17 protein-coding genes are annotated in these 17,170 nt (G+C 36.6%); 8 read left to right on the top strand and 9 right to left on the bottom strand.

Going from position 1 to position 17,170, the window contains the following annotated elements; translation table 11 throughout:
- Positions 1–67: 67 nt before the first annotated feature.
- From CWD77_RS07810 to CWD77_RS07800, 3 genes are all read right to left on the bottom strand, one after another.
- Positions 68–1,819, bottom strand: coding sequence for an InlB B-repeat-containing protein (locus CWD77_RS07810; RefSeq protein WP_101073011.1), 1,752 nt, complete (start codon positions 1,817–1,819; stop codon positions 68–70).
- 61 nt (positions 1,820–1,880) lie between these two features.
- The gene (locus tag CWD77_RS07805; RefSeq protein WP_101073010.1) at positions 1,881–3,362 is read right to left on the bottom strand and encodes a BspA family leucine-rich repeat surface protein; all 1,482 of its coding nucleotides are present in this window, start codon (positions 3,360–3,362) and stop codon (positions 1,881–1,883) included.
- A 443-nt stretch (positions 3,363–3,805) separates the two neighbouring features.
- Positions 3,806–5,299 carry a hypothetical protein gene (locus CWD77_RS07800; protein ID WP_101073009.1) on the bottom strand — a complete coding sequence of 498 codons (1,494 nt, stop codon included), beginning with the start codon at positions 5,297–5,299 and terminating at the stop codon, positions 3,806–3,808.
- A gap of 241 nt (positions 5,300–5,540) precedes the next feature.
- On the opposite strand from CWD77_RS07800, the gene CWD77_RS07790 reads away from it, so the two are divergent.
- The 4 genes from CWD77_RS07790 (at position 5,541) to CWD77_RS07775 (ending at position 8,154) form a co-directional block, all read left to right on the top strand.
- A complete protein-coding gene (locus CWD77_RS07790; protein ID WP_101073007.1) occupies positions 5,541–5,930 on the top strand; it encodes a hypothetical protein in 390 nt (129 codons plus the stop codon).
- Between the two features lie 189 nt (positions 5,931–6,119).
- Positions 6,120–6,980, top strand: a complete 861-nt coding sequence (locus tag CWD77_RS07785; protein WP_101073006.1) for a hypothetical protein — start codon at positions 6,120–6,122, stop codon at positions 6,978–6,980.
- Between the two features lie 371 nt (positions 6,981–7,351).
- Entirely contained in the window at positions 7,352–7,612 is a 261-nt protein-coding gene (locus CWD77_RS07780) for a hypothetical protein (protein ID WP_101073005.1), read from the top strand.
- Positions 7,613–7,617: 5 nt separating this feature from the next.
- On the top strand, positions 7,618–8,154 hold the full coding sequence (locus CWD77_RS07775; protein ID WP_133120202.1) for a hypothetical protein: 537 nt from the start codon (positions 7,618–7,620) through the stop codon (positions 8,152–8,154).
- A gap of 86 nt (positions 8,155–8,240) precedes the next feature.
- Here CWD77_RS07775 and CWD77_RS07770 read toward each other — a convergent pair whose 3' ends face one another.
- The 3 genes from CWD77_RS07770 to CWD77_RS07765 all read right to left on the bottom strand — a co-directional run bounded on the left by CWD77_RS07770 (position 8,241) and on the right by CWD77_RS07765 (position 9,631).
- The gene (locus tag CWD77_RS07770; RefSeq protein WP_101073003.1) at positions 8,241–8,792 is read right to left on the bottom strand and encodes a hypothetical protein; all 552 of its coding nucleotides are present in this window, start codon (positions 8,790–8,792) and stop codon (positions 8,241–8,243) included.
- Positions 8,793–8,957: 165 nt separating this feature from the next.
- The gene (locus CWD77_RS15545; RefSeq protein ID WP_165779106.1) at positions 8,958–9,113 is read right to left on the bottom strand and encodes a hypothetical protein; all 156 of its coding nucleotides are present in this window, start codon (positions 9,111–9,113) and stop codon (positions 8,958–8,960) included.
- A gap of 29 nt (positions 9,114–9,142) precedes the next feature.
- Entirely contained in the window at positions 9,143–9,631 is a 489-nt protein-coding gene (locus tag CWD77_RS07765; protein WP_133120201.1) for a hypothetical protein, read from the bottom strand.
- Between the two features lie 623 nt (positions 9,632–10,254).
- Here CWD77_RS07765 and purQ point away from each other — a divergent pair.
- Genes purQ through CWD77_RS07745 form a run of 4 tightly spaced genes read left to right on the top strand, consistent with a single transcriptional unit; the run spans position 10,255 to position 13,083 of the window.
- Positions 10,255–10,956, top strand: a complete 702-nt coding sequence (gene purQ / locus CWD77_RS07760; protein ID WP_101073001.1) for a phosphoribosylformylglycinamidine synthase subunit PurQ — start codon at positions 10,255–10,257, stop codon at positions 10,954–10,956.
- A gap of 3 nt (positions 10,957–10,959) precedes the next feature.
- Positions 10,960–11,997, top strand: coding sequence for a M42 family metallopeptidase (locus CWD77_RS07755; protein WP_101073000.1), 1,038 nt, complete (start codon positions 10,960–10,962; stop codon positions 11,995–11,997).
- A gap of 26 nt (positions 11,998–12,023) precedes the next feature.
- On the top strand, positions 12,024–12,758 hold the full coding sequence (lptB, locus tag CWD77_RS07750) for an LPS export ABC transporter ATP-binding protein (RefSeq protein ID WP_101072999.1): 735 nt from the start codon (positions 12,024–12,026) through the stop codon (positions 12,756–12,758).
- 7 nt (positions 12,759–12,765) lie between these two features.
- Positions 12,766–13,083 carry a rhodanese-like domain-containing protein gene (locus CWD77_RS07745; protein WP_101072998.1) on the top strand — a complete coding sequence of 106 codons (318 nt, stop codon included), beginning with the start codon at positions 12,766–12,768 and terminating at the stop codon, positions 13,081–13,083.
- Positions 13,084–13,090: 7 nt separating this feature from the next.
- Here the strand turns inward: CWD77_RS07745 and rho are convergent, their stop codons facing one another.
- The 3 genes from rho to CWD77_RS07730 all read right to left on the bottom strand — a co-directional run bounded on the left by rho (position 13,091) and on the right by CWD77_RS07730 (position 17,165).
- Entirely contained in the window at positions 13,091–14,305 is a 1,215-nt protein-coding gene (rho, locus tag CWD77_RS07740) for a transcription termination factor Rho (protein ID WP_101072997.1), read from the bottom strand.
- 174 nt (positions 14,306–14,479) lie between these two features.
- Positions 14,480–15,796 carry a tetratricopeptide repeat protein gene (locus CWD77_RS07735; RefSeq protein WP_101072996.1) on the bottom strand — a complete coding sequence of 439 codons (1,317 nt, stop codon included), beginning with the start codon at positions 15,794–15,796 and terminating at the stop codon, positions 14,480–14,482.
- Between the two features lie 49 nt (positions 15,797–15,845).
- Entirely contained in the window at positions 15,846–17,165 is a 1,320-nt protein-coding gene (locus CWD77_RS07730) for a hypothetical protein (RefSeq protein ID WP_101072995.1), read from the bottom strand.
- Between the last annotated feature and the right edge of the window lie 5 nt (positions 17,166–17,170).

Below are 17,170 nucleotides of genomic sequence, written 5' to 3'. Positions count from 1 at the left end.
GATTGTGAAGAATATATCTAAACCTTGTTCTCTTTTACTGACACCTATAGTCTTCTTACGTTGAATATTACCATTCTATATCACCATTCAAGGAGAATTTCATAGCGAATATATAAATATCTCCTTTATCTATACCGCGGAAATCACCGCTCGTGGAATTTGTAAATCCTGTCAAAATATACCTGCCATCGGTTGTTGAAGTCATACTATACCCCATATCAATTCCACCACCACCGTAGGTCTTATTCCATTGAATATTTCCGTTGGAGGAGAGTTTTACTATGAAAATATCAACACTTCCTTTGTTCATCCCACTGAAATCACCGTCATTGGAACCTGTATTCCCCGTTAATACATAACCACCATCGGTTGCTTGGAAGATATCCGATCCTACATCATATTCACTACCACCAAATGTGTTATTCCATAGAATATCACCGTTGGAGGAGAGTTTTATGACAAAACTATCGGCACCTCCTTTGTCCATTCCACTAAAATCACCATCGTTGGAACGTGTATTCCCCGTTAATACATAACCACCATCGGTTGCTTGGAAGATATCTGATCCTACATCAGATTCAGTGCCACCGAAGGTGCTGTTCCATTGAATATCTCCGTTGGAGGAGAGTTTCATGACGAAAATATCATTTGAACCTCTGTTCATCCCACTGAAATCACCGTTGTTGGAGCGTGTATACCCCGTCAAAACATATCTACCATCGGCTATTTGGATGATATCTGATCCTCCATCATTTCCACTACCTCCGTAGGTCTTATTCCATTGAATATCTCCGTTGGAGGAGAGTTTCATGACGAAAATATCATTTGGACCTCTGTTCATATCACTAAAATCACCATCATTGGAGCCTGTACTCCCCGTCAAAATATATCCACCATCGGTTGTTTGGATGATATCTTGCCCCCCCTCAGATCCACTACCACCGAAGGTATTGTTCCATTGAATATCTCCGTTGGAGGAGAGTTTCATGACGAAAATATCATTTGAACCTCTGTTCATCCCACTAAAATCACCGTCATTGGAACCTATGAACCCTGTCAACACATACCCACCATCAGTTGTTTGGATGATACTATTTCCCATATCAGATTCACTACCACCGTAGGAGTTATTCCATTGAATATCTCCGTTGGAGGAGAGTTTCATTACTATAATATCGTTTGAACCTTTGTTCATCCCACTGAAATCACCATCGTTGGAACGTGTATTTCCCGTCAGAATATACCCATCATCGGTTGTTTGGATGATATCTGATCCTGCATCAGATTTGCTCCCACCAAAAGTCTTAATTTTTGACTCAAATTTTACAATCACATTTTTTTCTCCTGAAACTGTAATCTGTATTGGTTCTTCATTTCCATTTAAATCACCACTCCATTCTATAAATCCCCATCCTTCTTCGGGAATAGGGGTAAGTTCTACAATAGTTTCAAATGGGTAATCAGTACTTTTTGGTTGAGATATGATTCTTTCTTGGACAGTTCCTTCTCCCTCAACTGTAATATTCAATGGATAATCTTTACGCTGAAAATTCCCTACTACATTTTTATCAGAATCCATATTAATAGAAACTGAAGTTGATGACCCTGAACCATCACCACTCCAACTTTGAAACATCCATCCTTCATCTGAATTTGAAGTAAGCGTTACCACTTCACCTTCTTCAAATTCACCACTCGAGGGAGTAACAGTTCCTTCACCGTTAACAACTGTGGTAAGGGTGTATACAGGTGTGGATTCAGTTCCGCACGAGGTTAAAATTAAAACAAAGAAGGTGAGCAGGATAGAACAGTTTTTCATGTTTATTTAAGTATAGAGTTCGGAGAAACCTGATTTGTATTAATACTGAAATTGATAGAGTTTAATTAGGACAAGTTCCCCATATGGGTTTATTAGATTCATCTAAAGGTGAACCATCAGAAAAACCTTGTGGTTCAGAATCGATATTCAGAACACACCATTTAGATATATCTTGATTAAATGAGACTGCCGAATTAAACATGTAATCCATATTTATTACAGAACTAACATTCCAATTTCCAATTGGCTGATCGAAAGGACTATTTGAGAACATACCATCCATATCTGCAACGGAGCTAACATCCCAATTTTCAATCGGATGATTGAATGGGCTCATAAAGAACATTCTATACATGTTTGTTACTGAGCCTACATCCCAATTTTCAATTGGTTGGTTAAAATTACTATCATAAAACATAGCTTCCATAGTTGTTACTGAGCTGACATCCCAATTTCCAATGGGTTGATTAAATACAGAAAATGAAAACACTCTTACCATATTTTCCACATTACTGACGTCCCAATTTCCAATCGGATGATTGAATTGACTGTTATTAAACATGTCAAACATACTCACCACTGAACTTACATCCCAATCCCCAATGGGTTGGTCAAATTGACTTCCATCAAACATCCAATCCATTCTTGTTACTGAGCTGACATTCCAATTACCAATTGGTTGGTCAAATTGACTTCCATGAAACATCCAATCCATTCTTGTTACAGAACTGACATCCCAATTTCCAATGGGTTGATTGAATGTGCTATTTCTGAACATATTCGACATGTTTGTTACAGAACTGACATCCCAATTTCCGATAGCTTGGTTAAAATCATTATCTTTAAACAAATCAGACATTCTTATTATCTTAGAAACACAAATTTTAGTCAGATCTGCATTTTCTTCAACTTTTTGCCATAATCTTTCTCTTGATACAACTTCATACTCTACACCATTTACAATCCCAATATCTCCTAAGTTTGCATTTGGACACATAATTGTGACTCCATTTTTAGCTAAATATGCAATAGGTTCGAATACTGCTGTTACGTTTTTTTCCCCATCAATCGTAATTTGAACAGGACTCTCTCCTCCTACCAAATCACCCTTCCATTCAATAAACTTCCATCCATCACTTGGAATGGGAATCAATTCAACAACTGTTTCGTAGGTATAATCTGTTTGCTTTGGTTGTGATACAATTTGTTCTTCTACCTCCCCTTCACCTACAGTCGAAATAGTTAGTGGATAATCTTTCCTCACAAACAGAGCTGTTATGTTCTTATCACTATTCATTGAGATACTTGCAGGATTGCTCATCCCTGCATGATCACCTTGCCATCGATCAAACACCCATCCGACATTTGCTGAAGCTGTTATCTGAATAGATTCACCCTCTTCAGCTTCTGAATTTGACGGTGAAACAGTCCCTGCCTCATTTGGTTCAGCCGATGTGTTTAACTGATAAACAGGAGTGCTCTCTGTTGAACAGGAAGAAAAGGTAAAAAAGGATGCAAGAAGGAGTAATGGTGAATAACGCATAGCCCGATGTAGATTTGTTAATTAATCAGCTCTCTTTTAGCTGAAACGTAGATGATATTATTAATAGTAATTTACAATCTACTGAATCAGGGTATACTTCACCACTAATTTAATTGACAGATAGTTGCAGATACTTAACAGATAGTTTTCAAATCAGCCTTTAAATTAAACAGGTGATACATTCCTTATCTATTTAGCCTCATTTAGAACACACAATTCCATATCTAACCTTCCTCTTTAGTGATCAACAATTTCATAGTATTTCAATCTATTCTTAATCTGCTTGACCATCTAAATTGCCAATTCGGGATAATGCTTCAAAGATTTATTTGAAATTATCGAATAGAGATAACTATCGATAGGGAGGTAGCAAAGATTGTAGGGTGTTCTACATATAAGGTTGGTAAGGTTAAGAAGTTAGCCTGATCCTTACCAATAGCATGTCACCTCATATTAATTTTAATAGTTGAAATTTTGCGATCTATATCATCAATTTCTGATTCAACTTCTTTTTTTAGTTGCTTTAAACCCTTCTTTAATTTGTTCTGAGACTGAAAAATAAATATCAAAGAAAACGTCATAGGAATAAAAAAGAGAAATATAATCATAGTGAGCTCTACCTGATTACTTAGTTCAGGATCGGCCAAAACAAGCATAAACAACAAAAAAAATGAAGCCATCCCAAAACCAAGAGCCATTTTATGCAACTTGTCCACTTCAGGGATAAATTCCTTTATGTTTGATTTTAGAAACCCTTCTACTATAGATGTTTTGTATTCTGCGCTGATAAAAAAATTTCTATTCATTACTGTTGACGGTAGACTGAATCCTTTGTAGCCCTCACTTTTTAATTCTTGATTAGATATCGGAACCTTGTCTATAATTTTTTTATCATTATTTAAAGCAATTCTCAGTTTATCTAAACCATTTTCTATTTTTTCTTTAGCAATTAAAACCACCTCTTTAGAAGAATTACGAAGTAAGAATTCTAAGTCCTCAACTGAGAGTACATCCGTATTTTTTTTAATGATTTTCTCAACTTTGCCAAGAGTATCTTCTCCATTACCTTCAAACACTGATAGGAGTTCATCAACCTTAGTATCAACCTCATTTATAAAAGTATCCGTATCGTCCTCTATCTCAGTTAACAAACCATGTAAATACTGTGCTTCATCAAAACTAATTGGTAGAGGATAATCTCTTAAGTCGTGTAATGTTCCCATCCCATTTATTTTATCGCCAAGTGAATTGTATTTCTTCAAATGGGTAATAAGACTTGTTAAAGAGCTACCGCCATTTAATTCATTTGCAATATTTATTTTTAATCTCTTAAGATACTTTTTAGTGTTTTCGCTCTGCTCACTTAGAACATCCTTTTTTGATTTGCTTAAAAGTTCTGCCCCTAAAACAACACTTTGAAATTGAATTAATGATTCAGCCAACTCACTTGAAAATTCTTCGATAACACCTTCATAATTTGAGTTGATCTCACTATACTTTTCATCTAACTCATGTAAATAATCAAAGAAGTTAATATCATTTACCAACCCTTTATGCTCTCGCATTTTTTTGATATTTAATTCTGAATGTCTTAGCAAAAAACTGATTGTTAAATCACCATATTCGTCTTTGTTATGCTCAATTTTTTTCAACAAAGATTTGGTGGCAGGTCCTAATTCTAACACCTCCGTTTTTAATTTCTCCTTTTTTTCTTTTTCTCTTTTATCCTTTTCATTTTGATCCATCAATTTTTCGAATCTTTCAACTTCCTTCTTCCTTAACTCATTCTGCTCATTAAGAAGTGAATTATTGAGCACTTCAAGTTGTGCTAACTGTCTCTGATTTTTTTGAATTTTGTTATTTTGCAAATAACTTAAAACATGCCCTGTTGTATTGATTGTAGAATGGTTCTTATCTAAAAACTCCTTTAATGACATCGAATCCCCGATATTATATTTCTTTGTGTATAACTTTAAGCCATAAAACCAAAATATACTTTTATAAGCAAGTTATTTTCATCAGGTACAATTTTGATGATTTTATTGTTGAAGTAAAACAAATTAAAAAGTATCGTTTAAAACTAATTTTCACACAAAATCCTCTGAGGCTAAATGAAATCGTCAATGAGGAAAATGTCGAGTTAATTCACGGAAATAAACTTAATTCAATCATTATATCATGAAAGAATCCTTTGCTGATTTCATCAACCGAACAAGAAAAGGGAAAAAGAGAGTAGTTAAAACAAAAGATATTTCACGAAAAGCCAATGTGTATTTCGAAATTGAAAGCATGACTACTATGCAGCAGGAAAATAATCCTGAGAAATACTTTATCATTGAAAGACTAAGGCGAACCAAGATTGAAGGTAAATTAGCAAATCCCAAAGACGCTAATAAGATAGTTGTTGAATACCGAATTGGATATTACATAGTTGGCAAAAATGGGCGCATGGATGGAAAATGGACGTGGGGACAGTACACCCCAATGATTCCTATCAATGATTTTTGGGGGTTAATTAATAAGGCGAAGGAAGAAGGGACAATACTTGATGAAGATTTAAATCAATAATTCACTTTAGCATAATATGATGTTCGTACTTTGTTAATAAGTGAGTTTTCTTAATCTTGACCATAACATTTTAAGAAGCAATTGAACAAAACTTAATTACGAAATAAGGACATCCTCAATTGAATGTTGATATGCCTGTGTTAAAAAGCATATCCACAAATTGACTTGAAAATAATGTAGAGACGTAAGATGTATAAAATTCAAAAGTTAGCCTTAGCCATTACTTTGGTTTTCACATTAAATAGCTGTTCAAATCAATTAAATGAAAATGATTGGACGAATGATAATTTAAAAGGTGAAGTTCAATCATACACTGAGATTTCATATGAAGCTGTAGACCGTTTTGGAGAAATAGAAAAAGGTAAAAGAGCAAAACAATATTCTTGGCAAAATGATGAGCAGATAGAATATGATGAGAAAGGAAATAGAGTTGTAGTTAACTCGTATGGTTCAGACGGTAGCTTAGAATATAAATATATTTCTAAATATGATGAGAAGGGAAATCATATTGAAGAGAACATGTATAATTCAGATGGCAGTTTAGAATCTAAATATACTTATAAATATGACGAGAAGGGAGATATTAGTGAATCAAACTCATACAATTCGGACGGCAGTTTGGCTATTAGTTATACTTACAAATATGACGAAAATGGAAATCAAATTGAAACAAATAAGTACAATTCAGACGGCAATTTAGTTGCGAGAACAACTTATAAATATAACGAGAGAGGATATGTAAATGAATGGAAAGAGTACGATTTAGAAGGTGACTTTGATTTTAAATATACTTACAAATACGATGAAAATGGTAATCAGATTGAAAGGAACTCGTATTCTGACGACAGATTAGCTTTCAAGTATCTTTCTGATTTTGATAAAAATGGTAATCTGATTGAAATGAAACAGTTTAATTCAGAGGACAGTTTGATAGAAAGAGAAACTTATAAATACGATTATGATGAAAATGGGAATTGGACGAAGAGAATTCAGTTTATTAATGAAATTCCAAAGTATATAATAGAGCGAGAATATGAATACTATGAGTAATAAGCAGCCTGCTTATAAATTCACCCTTTGACTTCACATTTTCAAATTACACATCTATTACAGAAAAATCATTTCTAATACAGCCACATTCAGTTCACGCAGACCCATATCCAATCTTGTACTTTAGTGATCAACAATTTCATAATATTTCAATCTATTCTTAATCTGATTAACCATCTTAACTCCTAATTCAGGCTAATGATTCAAATATTGATTTAAAATGATAGGATGGAGAGATCTATCGATTAGGGAGATAGCAAAGATTGTGAGATTTATGACCTATTAAGTTAGGAAGGTGAAGATAATTTTGACATAAATTGAATACTTTGATATCAAGTAGTATAATTTATTAACTACTAACAGTTGCATTTATGGGAGAAAGAGAAAACAAAATTGATCGAGATTTTGAGAAAATGAATACCATATCGAGAATTGAAGGTAAATCGGATAAGTTCATTTATGCAATCATTGGATTTTCATTACTACTGTTATATGATTTAGTAGTCAATGATGCTAAATTTTCAGTAGTTATAATAGTATTAATCGTCTTTTCATTTTATATGAGTAGAAAACTAAAAAAAGATGCAACTGCTATGAAACAAACATTTTATAGCGAAAACTCTGATAATTAACACCGTTGAACAAATATACCCTAAATACAATTATAGCATTTATCCTATTATCGACATCAGTTGATGCACAATCTTTATGGACTAACAACGAAGAAAGATTTGCCGCACGCTTTCCTTCAAATCCAACTAAAGTAGAAGCAGCAACAAGCATGGGTTCAGGTTACGCATATCAAAGTATTGAAGAATATAGTAATGGAGGTGCTCTCTTCACTATAACTGTTACGGGATCTATTCCAAGGAACCAAAGCGTAACTCAATTAAGGAATTATATGGAAGAATCGAATAATGAATTCATTCGATCTATGGGTGTTAATCCTGAAAGAGCAAATAATAATTGGACAGAATTTGGTGATGGTCGTCCCAAATTGAGCTACGACTTTAGTTTTCAATATGAAGGAGCATTATTAAGATTGAAAGGATATTGGATATCAGATGACAATAGAATTATCAGAGTGGGTATCACAATAGTAGGCGAACTTTCAGATCAGAAGTCAAATAATATTATTGATTTTTTAGACACCTTCGTCATACTTCATAATTGAAGATTTTTAAATACTCTTACCAAAAAGTTTTCATATAAGGTGGCTTAAAAGGTTTTCTATTTACATATTGGGTACTAAATAATAGCCTACACTTCAATACCAAAATCCATCTCCAATAAAGCCTCATTCTGTTCACATAGATCCATATCCAATCTCGTTCTATAGTCTTTAATTACTTTGTAGTACTGCTCACGATTTTCAATTTGGTTAACCATTTTGATCCCTAAATCAGAAAAACTTCTCAAATATTTGTTTGAAATAATAGGATGGACCAAACCTATGAGAATCTCAGATGAGACATAATACACAACTGTCCTTGTTGAAAGGTACTTCAAATACTGTGTGAGAAGTCGTGCACTATATGAGTATGGGTTACCCTTCGAAACAACTAAGTTCTCTCTGAACAAGGGAAATAACCCTACATGAAATGGCAGTACAATCTCGTCAAACCACTCATCATACTCTTTTCTTGATTCAAGATTAATAAGTTGGTTTACGTCTATCTGCTCCAATATTTCAATAACTTGATCTTTCGTCCCCTTCTGAAAAATTCCAAGATTGGCGGGTGTCAAAATTGCCCGTTGGCTGTACTCAAATAATTCTTTTATTAGTGACTCTTCAATTTCTGATGTTATCATTTTTGCTAAATTTTATTACTACTGATTTGTTTCTTGTAGTAGTAATTATTAGCCATTTACAGTTTTATGAAAAGAAATTTTGGTAGCCCTTTTTATTTATTTCAGGTTTGAAATCTGATTATATTTTTTGCATTTAAAATTATAATCCAAGAAAAATAACATGAGTTAAAATAAGCTTAAGATAAGGTCAATCGCTACTGCGATTGCCAACGCTATCCATATCAAAGCTATTTTTAATTTATGCCATACGATAGCAATACAGCCTTTCGGCTTGTTCTGCTGCTCTCTCAGTTCCCATGGTTTTAAGCGCTCTTTATTCATTTTAACTAAAAAAAATTATAGTAGGCTCATCACATTGAAAACATCTCGATATGCTCTCCTTGTTTATCATATTTATCAATCACTGTTATTGTACTTTCAACTCCCATTGCATTAGCTCCTATGGCACGTATCAATATTGACAATCCATCATCGTCAGTAGAAACAAATACAGCATTATCTTTTTCAGATAGCTTAAAAGATCTCGGATAGTTCAATTCATATTGCGAACGAATTATTGATAGTCTAATCAATGATAAAACTTCACCTTCCGAAAATCCTAAGTCATCAAATACATCTATAGTTACCAAAGCATTTGCTATTTTCTCATTCTCTTGCCCATCATCATATTTGAATTTTACTATAAAACTATCCCCCGTAGCTGTTTCTTCAAATTTATTTATTGGTACTGCTTCTGTCTCTTGAACAGTATTATCAGTTTCAGTTTTTGAACAACCTGTCAAAGAAAAGCTTAAAAACAAGATGGAAATATAGAACCCTGATATATAAATATATTTCATTAGCTATAAGTTTTATTATGGTATGTTAGCAACATAACCCTTAGAAATTTTCTAAACAAAACAACAAAGAACCGACTATCTTACTTTTGGACTTGGACAAGGCATTTTGTTTTAAAAGTGCAATATATGAATGCAACAATAAGGTTTACATAAATATAGTTTAAATGATCTAATTAGATGACTAAAACTGTTTACACACAAATCTGAGAGTAAAATTTATCTGCTTCTAAGTCAGTATTTCTAAAATTTTGCAGGGTGTAAGATCCTAATCCCACCTGTTTTATTGATTGTTGTTTCTAATTTACTAAAAACAGTATACTTACACTTCTATAAACACCTGTAAAATATGTTTTTATACTATCAAATTGACCCCTTGCATTAACTACTTAATAGCTTTACTAATTCTGCAAAATTCAGTAATAACCCGTATCATTGCAGAAGCAGTACAGATGGGTTAGCATTTCCCAACACAAACGTCCATCAAATCCCTTTGAAATTAATACTTTGTGTCCTATACGTGTCCTAATTACACGATGATACATTAAAAAATTACAGTAAATTATTGTTATTTAAATTTTTAAGGGGCATATATCAATTAATCACAGAAATAAAAGGATAATACAGTGTCAAAGAAAATAGGAGTAATCGTATTTCCCGGATCCAATTGTGATCACGATGCTTATCACGCAATGAAACATGTAATGAACGCAGAAACTAAATTTCTGTGGCATAAAGATACCGACCTGACGGATATCGATCTTCTGATTGTTCCCGGAGGATTTTCCTATGGAGATTACCTTCGTTCCGGTGCCATCGCGCGATTTTCTCCAATTATGAATTCTGTGATTGAATACGCTGAAAAAGGGAATCCAGTTTTAGGAATTTGCAACGGTTTTCAAATTCTGCTCGAATCGGGATTGCTGCCCGGAGCTATGCTTCACAACGAGAAACTCCGATTTGTTTGTAAAAATGTAAATATTCGAGTTGAAAGCACACGCTCGCTATTCACCACATCCATGAAAAAAGGTCAGGTGATTAATATTCCTGTTTCTCACGGAGAAGGAAACTACTTCATTGATGATGACGGTTTAACTTCCCTGGAAGAGAATGACCAAATCGCTTTTCGCTATTGCGACCAGAACGGAAATTTAACAGAAGAGTCCAACTTTAACGGATCTGTTTCAGCCATCGCCGGAATTACAAATAAAGAAGGCAATGTTCTTGGTATGATGCCTCATCCCGAACGAGCGATGGAAAAAGTACTTGGATCCGACGACGGTAAACTCTTTTTCGATTCCGTTTTCGACAGACTGCAAATCGCTTGATAAATGAAGTTAAACTTTAAACTTCTTAAAGAAATTGTATCCACGCCCGGTGCACCCGGTCATGAGTCTCCTATCCGCAGTGTACTCATCAATCATATAAGGGATCATGTTGATGAGTACTCCGTGGATCGAATGGGCAATCTTATTGCCCGGGTTAAAGGTGACGGACCGAAAGTAATGGCGGCAGCTCACATGGATGAGATCTCTTTGATCACAACCCATGTCGACAGCAAAGGATTTATTCGATTTTCGACACTCGGTGGTTTTGATCCCGAAACGCTTATCACTCAACGGGTACTGATTCATGGGAATGAAACGATTCCCGGAGTTATCGGTTCCAAACCGATTCACATTCAGACCGACAGTGAAAAAAAGTCCAAGTCCAAACTGAAAAACCTCTTTATTGATACCGGACTACCAGCCGACAGGGTAAAAGAGTTGATTCCGAATGGAACACCGGTAACTCGCGACAAGGACCTGCTTGAGTTGGGTGAATGTATCTCGTCAAAGTCACTGGATAATCGCATCTCTGTCTATATCCTGATTGAAGCTTTACAGCGGGCAAAAAAATCCAACTGTGATTTTTATGCCGCATTCACCGTACAGGAAGAAGTCGGTATTCGGGGAGCAAGGGTAGCAGCACAAGCCATTCAGCCTGAGATAGGTTTAAATCTTGATGTAACGCTGGCAAATGATCTCCCCGGAGTGAGTGATCACGAAGTGTGTACTCTATTGGGGGAAGGAATTGGTATTAAGATCATGGACAAAAGCGTTATTTGCACCCCTACACTGGTTCGGCACCTTGAGGATTTAGCAAATAAAAACTCGATCAAAATTCAGCGGGAAGTATTAACAGCCGGCGGCACGGATACTTCGGCTATGCAATATCTGGTGGGAATAGGCAGCCATGTCACCTCAATTTCCTGCCCTGTTCGTTATATTCACAGCACAGCAGAAACTTGCGCTATTTCGGATGTGAAAGCGGGAATTAAACTGACTACATTGTGCATTGAGAATATTGGATCCTATTCATTTAAATGACTCAGACAGATAAGACATATCAACCCATGACGCTTCACAGCCATGATCTTGTGAAAAGTTATCGGAAACGCGTGGTTGTAGATCACGTTTCAATTAATGTCAATCAGGGTGAAATTGTTGGCCTGCTGGGACCAAATGGTGCGGGCAAAACCACTACATTCAACATGTTTACAGGAATTGTTAAACCCAACTCCGGCAGTGTATATCTGAATGATAAAAACATTACCCGAAAACCCATGTACCAGCGTGCACGAATGGGGGTGGGATATCTTGCGCAAGAAGCCAGTGTATTCCGCAATTTAACGGTCCGCGATAATTTAAAATCGATTCTCGAATTTCACTCAATGCCCAAAAAGGAGATCCGTCAAAGAGTGGATGAATTGATTGAAGAATTTGGATTACAAAAAGTGGTGAACAGTAAAGGATACAGCTTGTCGGGTGGAGAAAGAAGACGGACTGAAATTGCTCGGGCTCTTGTAACCGATCCCAAATTTATCCTGTTGGATGAACCGTTTGCCGGAGTAGATCCAATTGCCGTTGAGGACATTCAAGAAATTGTAGCCGGTTTAAAGGGAAGAAATATCGGAATCTTTATAACAGATCATAACGTGCACGAAACGCTTGCCATTACAGACAGAGCTTATTTAATGTTTGAAGGTAAAATTCTCAGGGAAGGAACCGCTGAACAACTTGCCGAAGATGAGGAAGCCAAGAAATTATACCTCGGCACACAGTTTAAATTAGACAGATATCAATCGTGATAGGAAAATGAAAGAAACAACTGTAGAAGAGCTTAAAGAAAAACAAGACAGCAACTCCTCCTTTGTACTTCTGGATGTTCGCGAGGCGCACGAATATTACATTGCGGATATGGACGGGACCACTCGAATACCCTATAACGAGTTAGATAACCGGTATGAGGAGCTCAATCCGGAAGATGAGATTATTATTATGTGCCGTACCGGCAGCTCCGCCTCGGATGCTGCAGAGCTTCTCCAAAAGAAAGGATTCGACAATGCTTCCGTTTTGAAGGGCGGAATAAACGAGTGGGCCAAAAAAATCGACCCGTCGCTATCTCAATACTGAGACATTCTTAAGTAGTTGCGGCTATTTGCTGAAATAGCTCCTCATTACTTTCAGTTCTTCTCATAACCTGAAGGAGCATGCTCATAGACTCTTTTGGTGATTTCTTAAGCAAGAATCTTCGAACCATATTTCTCTCTTCCAGGGAGTCTGAAATAAATTTATCCTCATTTCGGGTTCCGGAAGCTGCAATATTAATTGCCGGATAGATTCGATCATTGGCAATTTCCCGATCCAGAACCAACTCCATATTCCCCGTTCCCTTAAACTCTTCAAAGATCAGGTCATCCATTCTGGAGTTCGTTTCTACAAGACAAGTAGCTATGATGGTCAATGAACCACCGCCTTCAATTTTACGAGCTGATCCAAAAATCTTTTTCGGTATCTCCAAAGCACGGATATCCAATCCACCGGAGAGTGTTCGCCCGCTATTACTTTGAACGGCGTTATATGCGCGGCCCAGTCGTGTTAGCGAATCAATCAACAGTACAGCGTGCTCACCTGCTTCTGCTTTACGCTTTACGTGGCCGAGCGCCATTTCTGAAATCCGAACGTGACTTTCTGTAGGTTTATCATTTGATGAAGCAAAAACATCTGCATTGGTTGACCTAAGGAAATCGGTTACTTCTTCCGGTCGCTCATCTACAAGCAAAATCCCCGTATAGATGTCCGGATGGTGCTCTGTTAAGGCCCGGGCAATTTTCTTCAATAAAACTGTTTTCCCTGTTCGCGGAGGTGCAACAATCAGTGCACGTTGACCACGACCGATTGGTGAAACCAGATCTATGACTCTCAGTTCAATATCATCCGCGTTATACCCAAGTTTGATATACTCATTAGGCATGATTGGAGTCTGAAGCTCAAATCGATTTACCTTTTGCCACTCTTCAGCCGGTTTGCCGTTAATGCGTTCGATAGAGTGAACGTGACGATTTCCGCTTTGATCCTGCTCAAATTCTCCTTCCAGAATCAGTCCGGAACGTAAATCATGATGCTTCACTTCATCCGGTTTCAGAAATGGGTCTTTGGGATCCAGACTAAACTCAAAGTCCAGTTTCCGGATAAAACCATACCCTTTTTGGTTTATTTCCAGAACACCATTATAGCGGCCGCCAATTCGGGTCTGCTGATTATGATGAAACTTTGGGATAAAAACGTTTTTATTATTTCCCTTGCTTTTCCCTTTAGGCTTATTACGGCCCTTATTTTTACGCGAACGTGCCATGCACAATAGATTTTATTAAGTAGTAATATTTCTTGAAAGTATCGATTTCAAATAGCTTGAAAATAAGACGAGCTGAAAATTCCACAGAGTAGCAGAATCGAAGAAATGAGAGAGCGACACTCCGTTTGCATCGCTCTGCTCAGTAAGATAAGGAAGGAATTGATAGATCAAAAATTATCGGACTGTTGTTGTTTCATCAATCCAGGCATAGCAATCAGAAATGTTGCTGCCAATTTGAATTTCGTCTCCGGGTTCCCATCCTCTAAAAAATTTGTCTTCTGACGAAGGTGTTACAGGTTCGTAAGTTCTATACTGTCTTTGAACCGTATTAGCCACAGATGAATCGGTATTACGCGCTCTGTCCAGGTAATCTAATACCAGCCAGTAAACAGACCTGTCATCACGATCCATTTGGCGGCCCGATGTACAATCAGAAATTGCTGATGCATATATACCTGCAATTTTTATGTACGGTTCACCCCAATTACTATCTAACTGTATTCCCTGCCGAGCATATCTCCTGGCAGTTTCAAAGTTTTTAAGATTCTGCTGTACGTCTACAAGCTCCATTAATACTGTTTTCTTTTGTGAATTTGATTCAGCTAAATCTAAAGCTTGCTCTAAAAATGTTAAGGCCTGTCTGTTTTCTCCATCCGCAAGAGCATACTCAGCTAATCGCTCTGCATTTTCGAAGGTTTCTTCTTCATCAAGTACTCTTTGAGCATACTCAATAGCCTTTTCACGATCTCCTTCTCCTTCATAAAGATCTGCGATCTCCTTCAGCAATGTGATATCTCCAGGATTTTCTGCAAGTCTGCCTTCCAAGAATTCAATTCGTTCTTCCGGATCAGAAAACAGACCGTCCCGAATTTCGTCAATCTGATCTTGAAGCGAACTTCCTGCCAACTCTTCAACTTCATCTATCACTTCAAGAGCTTTTTCACGCTCGCCATTTGAGACATAATTGGAGAGGAGGATATTAATGTAATATCCGTCTCCGGCTTGTGTAAGACGTTCCGGATCAAGCTCATATGCTTTTTCGTATTCCTGGTACGCCTTATCCATTCCACCGGAAATGTTGCTTTGATTTTCCTGATAAAAACGACCTTTGTTAAAGTGCCAGGTATAATGATCGATCTCATCTTCAGAGAATATTTCAAATGCTTCATTATAAATAATCTCTACGGTATCGAGATATGCCGTACTTAATGAAGGATCTGATTCTTGTTTAGAAAGCTCCGTATATACATTAATCATTCGCTCAAACTGGCGAGGCAGGCTAAATCGATTAGCGCCTTCAATAGACCTGGGTTTAGCTTCTAACATCCATTTACCGAACTGAAGAGCCATATCATAACTACCGGTTCTGTAGTTCTCGTAAAAAATGGAGTAGGCCTGCAATTCGCTCATCCCATACGGTGGCTCACCTTGTGAGTAAGCATTAGAGGAGAATGCAAACAGTAATGCTAAGACTGCAATATACTTTTTCATATTTCTTCAGTTGGTTACTTATGTAATAAAACCTTGAAACGATCTCCAATTACTGGAATTTTGGCCTTACAAACATGTATTCCGCAAGATTCAATGAAAGTTTAAAACCCCATATATTCTCTTTAACTAAACTAGCGGATTCTGTTCCCCGAATACCATATTGAAAACTCAGATCAATGGATGATGATGATTGTCTTGAAATAAAGCCAATTCCGGCATTTAAGTTAAGTGTATTAATATCTTCGCCATTTATGTTTAAATGACCTGTATCGTATGATGAACCTAAACTATATTTGAAGTTTGAGAAAAATCCTCCTCTCTGTTCAGTTCTATATGGATGGTATTGAACACCAAATCCGGCTTTAAGCCTATCTTTAAAATACGCTTCTTGAGTTTGATTGTAACTGTATTCCGAATCGCTCCAGCTTTGAAGCAACATTTCGGAAGTTAAAACAACAAACCTATTTAAATTATACGTAAGGCCTGTGTTAATTTCCATAGGCAATTTTACAGTTCCGTTTCTGGCCGCTTCGCTCTCTTCAAGTTCAACCAGTGTTCTTTGGTTGTTAATAGAACGAAAAGCAGAAACAGATCTTTCTGCATCAATAGAGACAGGCAGCCTAATCGTTGCCCCCAAAGCTATTTGATCTTCAGAGCCAAATAGTGAGTTTTTGTTGGCAAAAATTCCAAATTTATGACTGAACGAATAACCTTCTATATCCCGGTCGTATGTAATTGACCTGTATGTCAAATCGGAAAATGATGCTGTAACCTGCTGGTTCTGGGTTAACAAATAAGCTCCCATCGAATATCCGACAGCAACATTATTGAAAAGCCGATAACCTGCACCAAACTCAAATTTATTAATTCCACCTGAACCTTGCGTATTGGTAATATAATCAATGTCATCCAACTGGATACCATCAACAGGTGCAAACGAATCCTCAGTTATCCTTTGAAAGTCGGACCTTGTAACCGGACTGAATGATAAAGAAACTCCCAGCTTGTTACGCATTACAGGCAGTACTAACTGAAACTGTTCAAAAGCAAATTTCGCTTTACTGGATGATTCAAACTGATCTCTTGCATTGTAGTTCAGCAAACCTACCGCAACAGAGCCTTGTGTAAAGCCCGAAAGTCCCCACTGTGCCGGGTTAGATATACTTGCCGAAGAGCCGGAATAAGTACTTACACCCGATAAACCCATTCCCATAGTATTTGGTGAATTTATATCTGATGGTGAACCAAAACCAAATCCGGAATAGAATGACCCGGAATTTGCCAAATCCTCATCAAGGCTTTGGGCTCCCGCAACTCCATTAATTGAAACGCTTAATAGTATTGTGATTATGGATACGAAATATTTCATGTATA

Origin of the sequence: Rhodohalobacter barkolensis, from assembly GCF_002834295.1 — a bacterium.
GTDB classification, from domain to species: domain Bacteria; phylum Bacteroidota; class Rhodothermia; order Balneolales; family Balneolaceae; genus Rhodohalobacter; species Rhodohalobacter barkolensis.
This window is presented reverse-complemented; position numbering and strand designations above follow the sequence as displayed.

Excerpts from the sequence above, each read along its gene's own strand:
- CWD77_RS07735 (WP_101072996.1), bottom strand. The coding sequence starts at position 15,796 with ATGAAAAAGTATATTGCAGTCTTAGCATTACTGTTTGCATTCTCCTCT.
- CWD77_RS07800 (WP_101073009.1), bottom strand. The coding sequence starts at position 5,299 with ATGTCATTAAAGGAGTTTTTAGATAAGAACCATTCTACAATCAATACA.
- CWD77_RS15545 (WP_165779106.1), bottom strand. The coding sequence starts at position 9,113 with ATGAATAAAGAGCGCTTAAAACCATGGGAACTGAGAGAGCAGCAGAAC.
- CWD77_RS07790 (WP_101073007.1), top strand. The coding sequence starts at position 5,541 with ATGAAAGAATCCTTTGCTGATTTCATCAACCGAACAAGAAAAGGGAAA.
- rho (WP_101072997.1), bottom strand. The coding sequence starts at position 14,305 with ATGGCACGTTCGCGTAAAAATAAGGGCCGTAATAAGCCTAAAGGGAAA.
- CWD77_RS07770 (WP_101073003.1), bottom strand. The coding sequence starts at position 8,792 with ATGATAACATCAGAAATTGAAGAGTCACTAATAAAAGAATTATTTGAG.
- CWD77_RS07805 (WP_101073010.1), bottom strand. The coding sequence starts at position 3,362 with ATGCGTTATTCACCATTACTCCTTCTTGCATCCTTTTTTACCTTTTCT.
- CWD77_RS07730 (WP_101072995.1), bottom strand. The coding sequence starts at position 17,165 with ATGAAATATTTCGTATCCATAATCACAATACTATTAAGCGTTTCAATT.
- CWD77_RS07745 (WP_101072998.1), top strand. The coding sequence starts at position 12,766 with ATGAAAGAAACAACTGTAGAAGAGCTTAAAGAAAAACAAGACAGCAAC.
- CWD77_RS07780 (WP_101073005.1), top strand. The coding sequence starts at position 7,352 with ATGGGAGAAAGAGAAAACAAAATTGATCGAGATTTTGAGAAAATGAAT.
- lptB (WP_101072999.1), top strand. The coding sequence starts at position 12,024 with ATGACGCTTCACAGCCATGATCTTGTGAAAAGTTATCGGAAACGCGTG.
- CWD77_RS07765 (WP_133120201.1), bottom strand. The coding sequence starts at position 9,631 with ATGAAATATATTTATATATCAGGGTTCTATATTTCCATCTTGTTTTTA.
- CWD77_RS07755 (WP_101073000.1), top strand. The coding sequence starts at position 10,960 with ATGAAGTTAAACTTTAAACTTCTTAAAGAAATTGTATCCACGCCCGGT.
- CWD77_RS07810 (WP_101073011.1), bottom strand. The coding sequence starts at position 1,819 with ATGAAAAACTGTTCTATCCTGCTCACCTTCTTTGTTTTAATTTTAACC.
- CWD77_RS07785 (WP_101073006.1), top strand. The coding sequence starts at position 6,120 with ATGTATAAAATTCAAAAGTTAGCCTTAGCCATTACTTTGGTTTTCACA.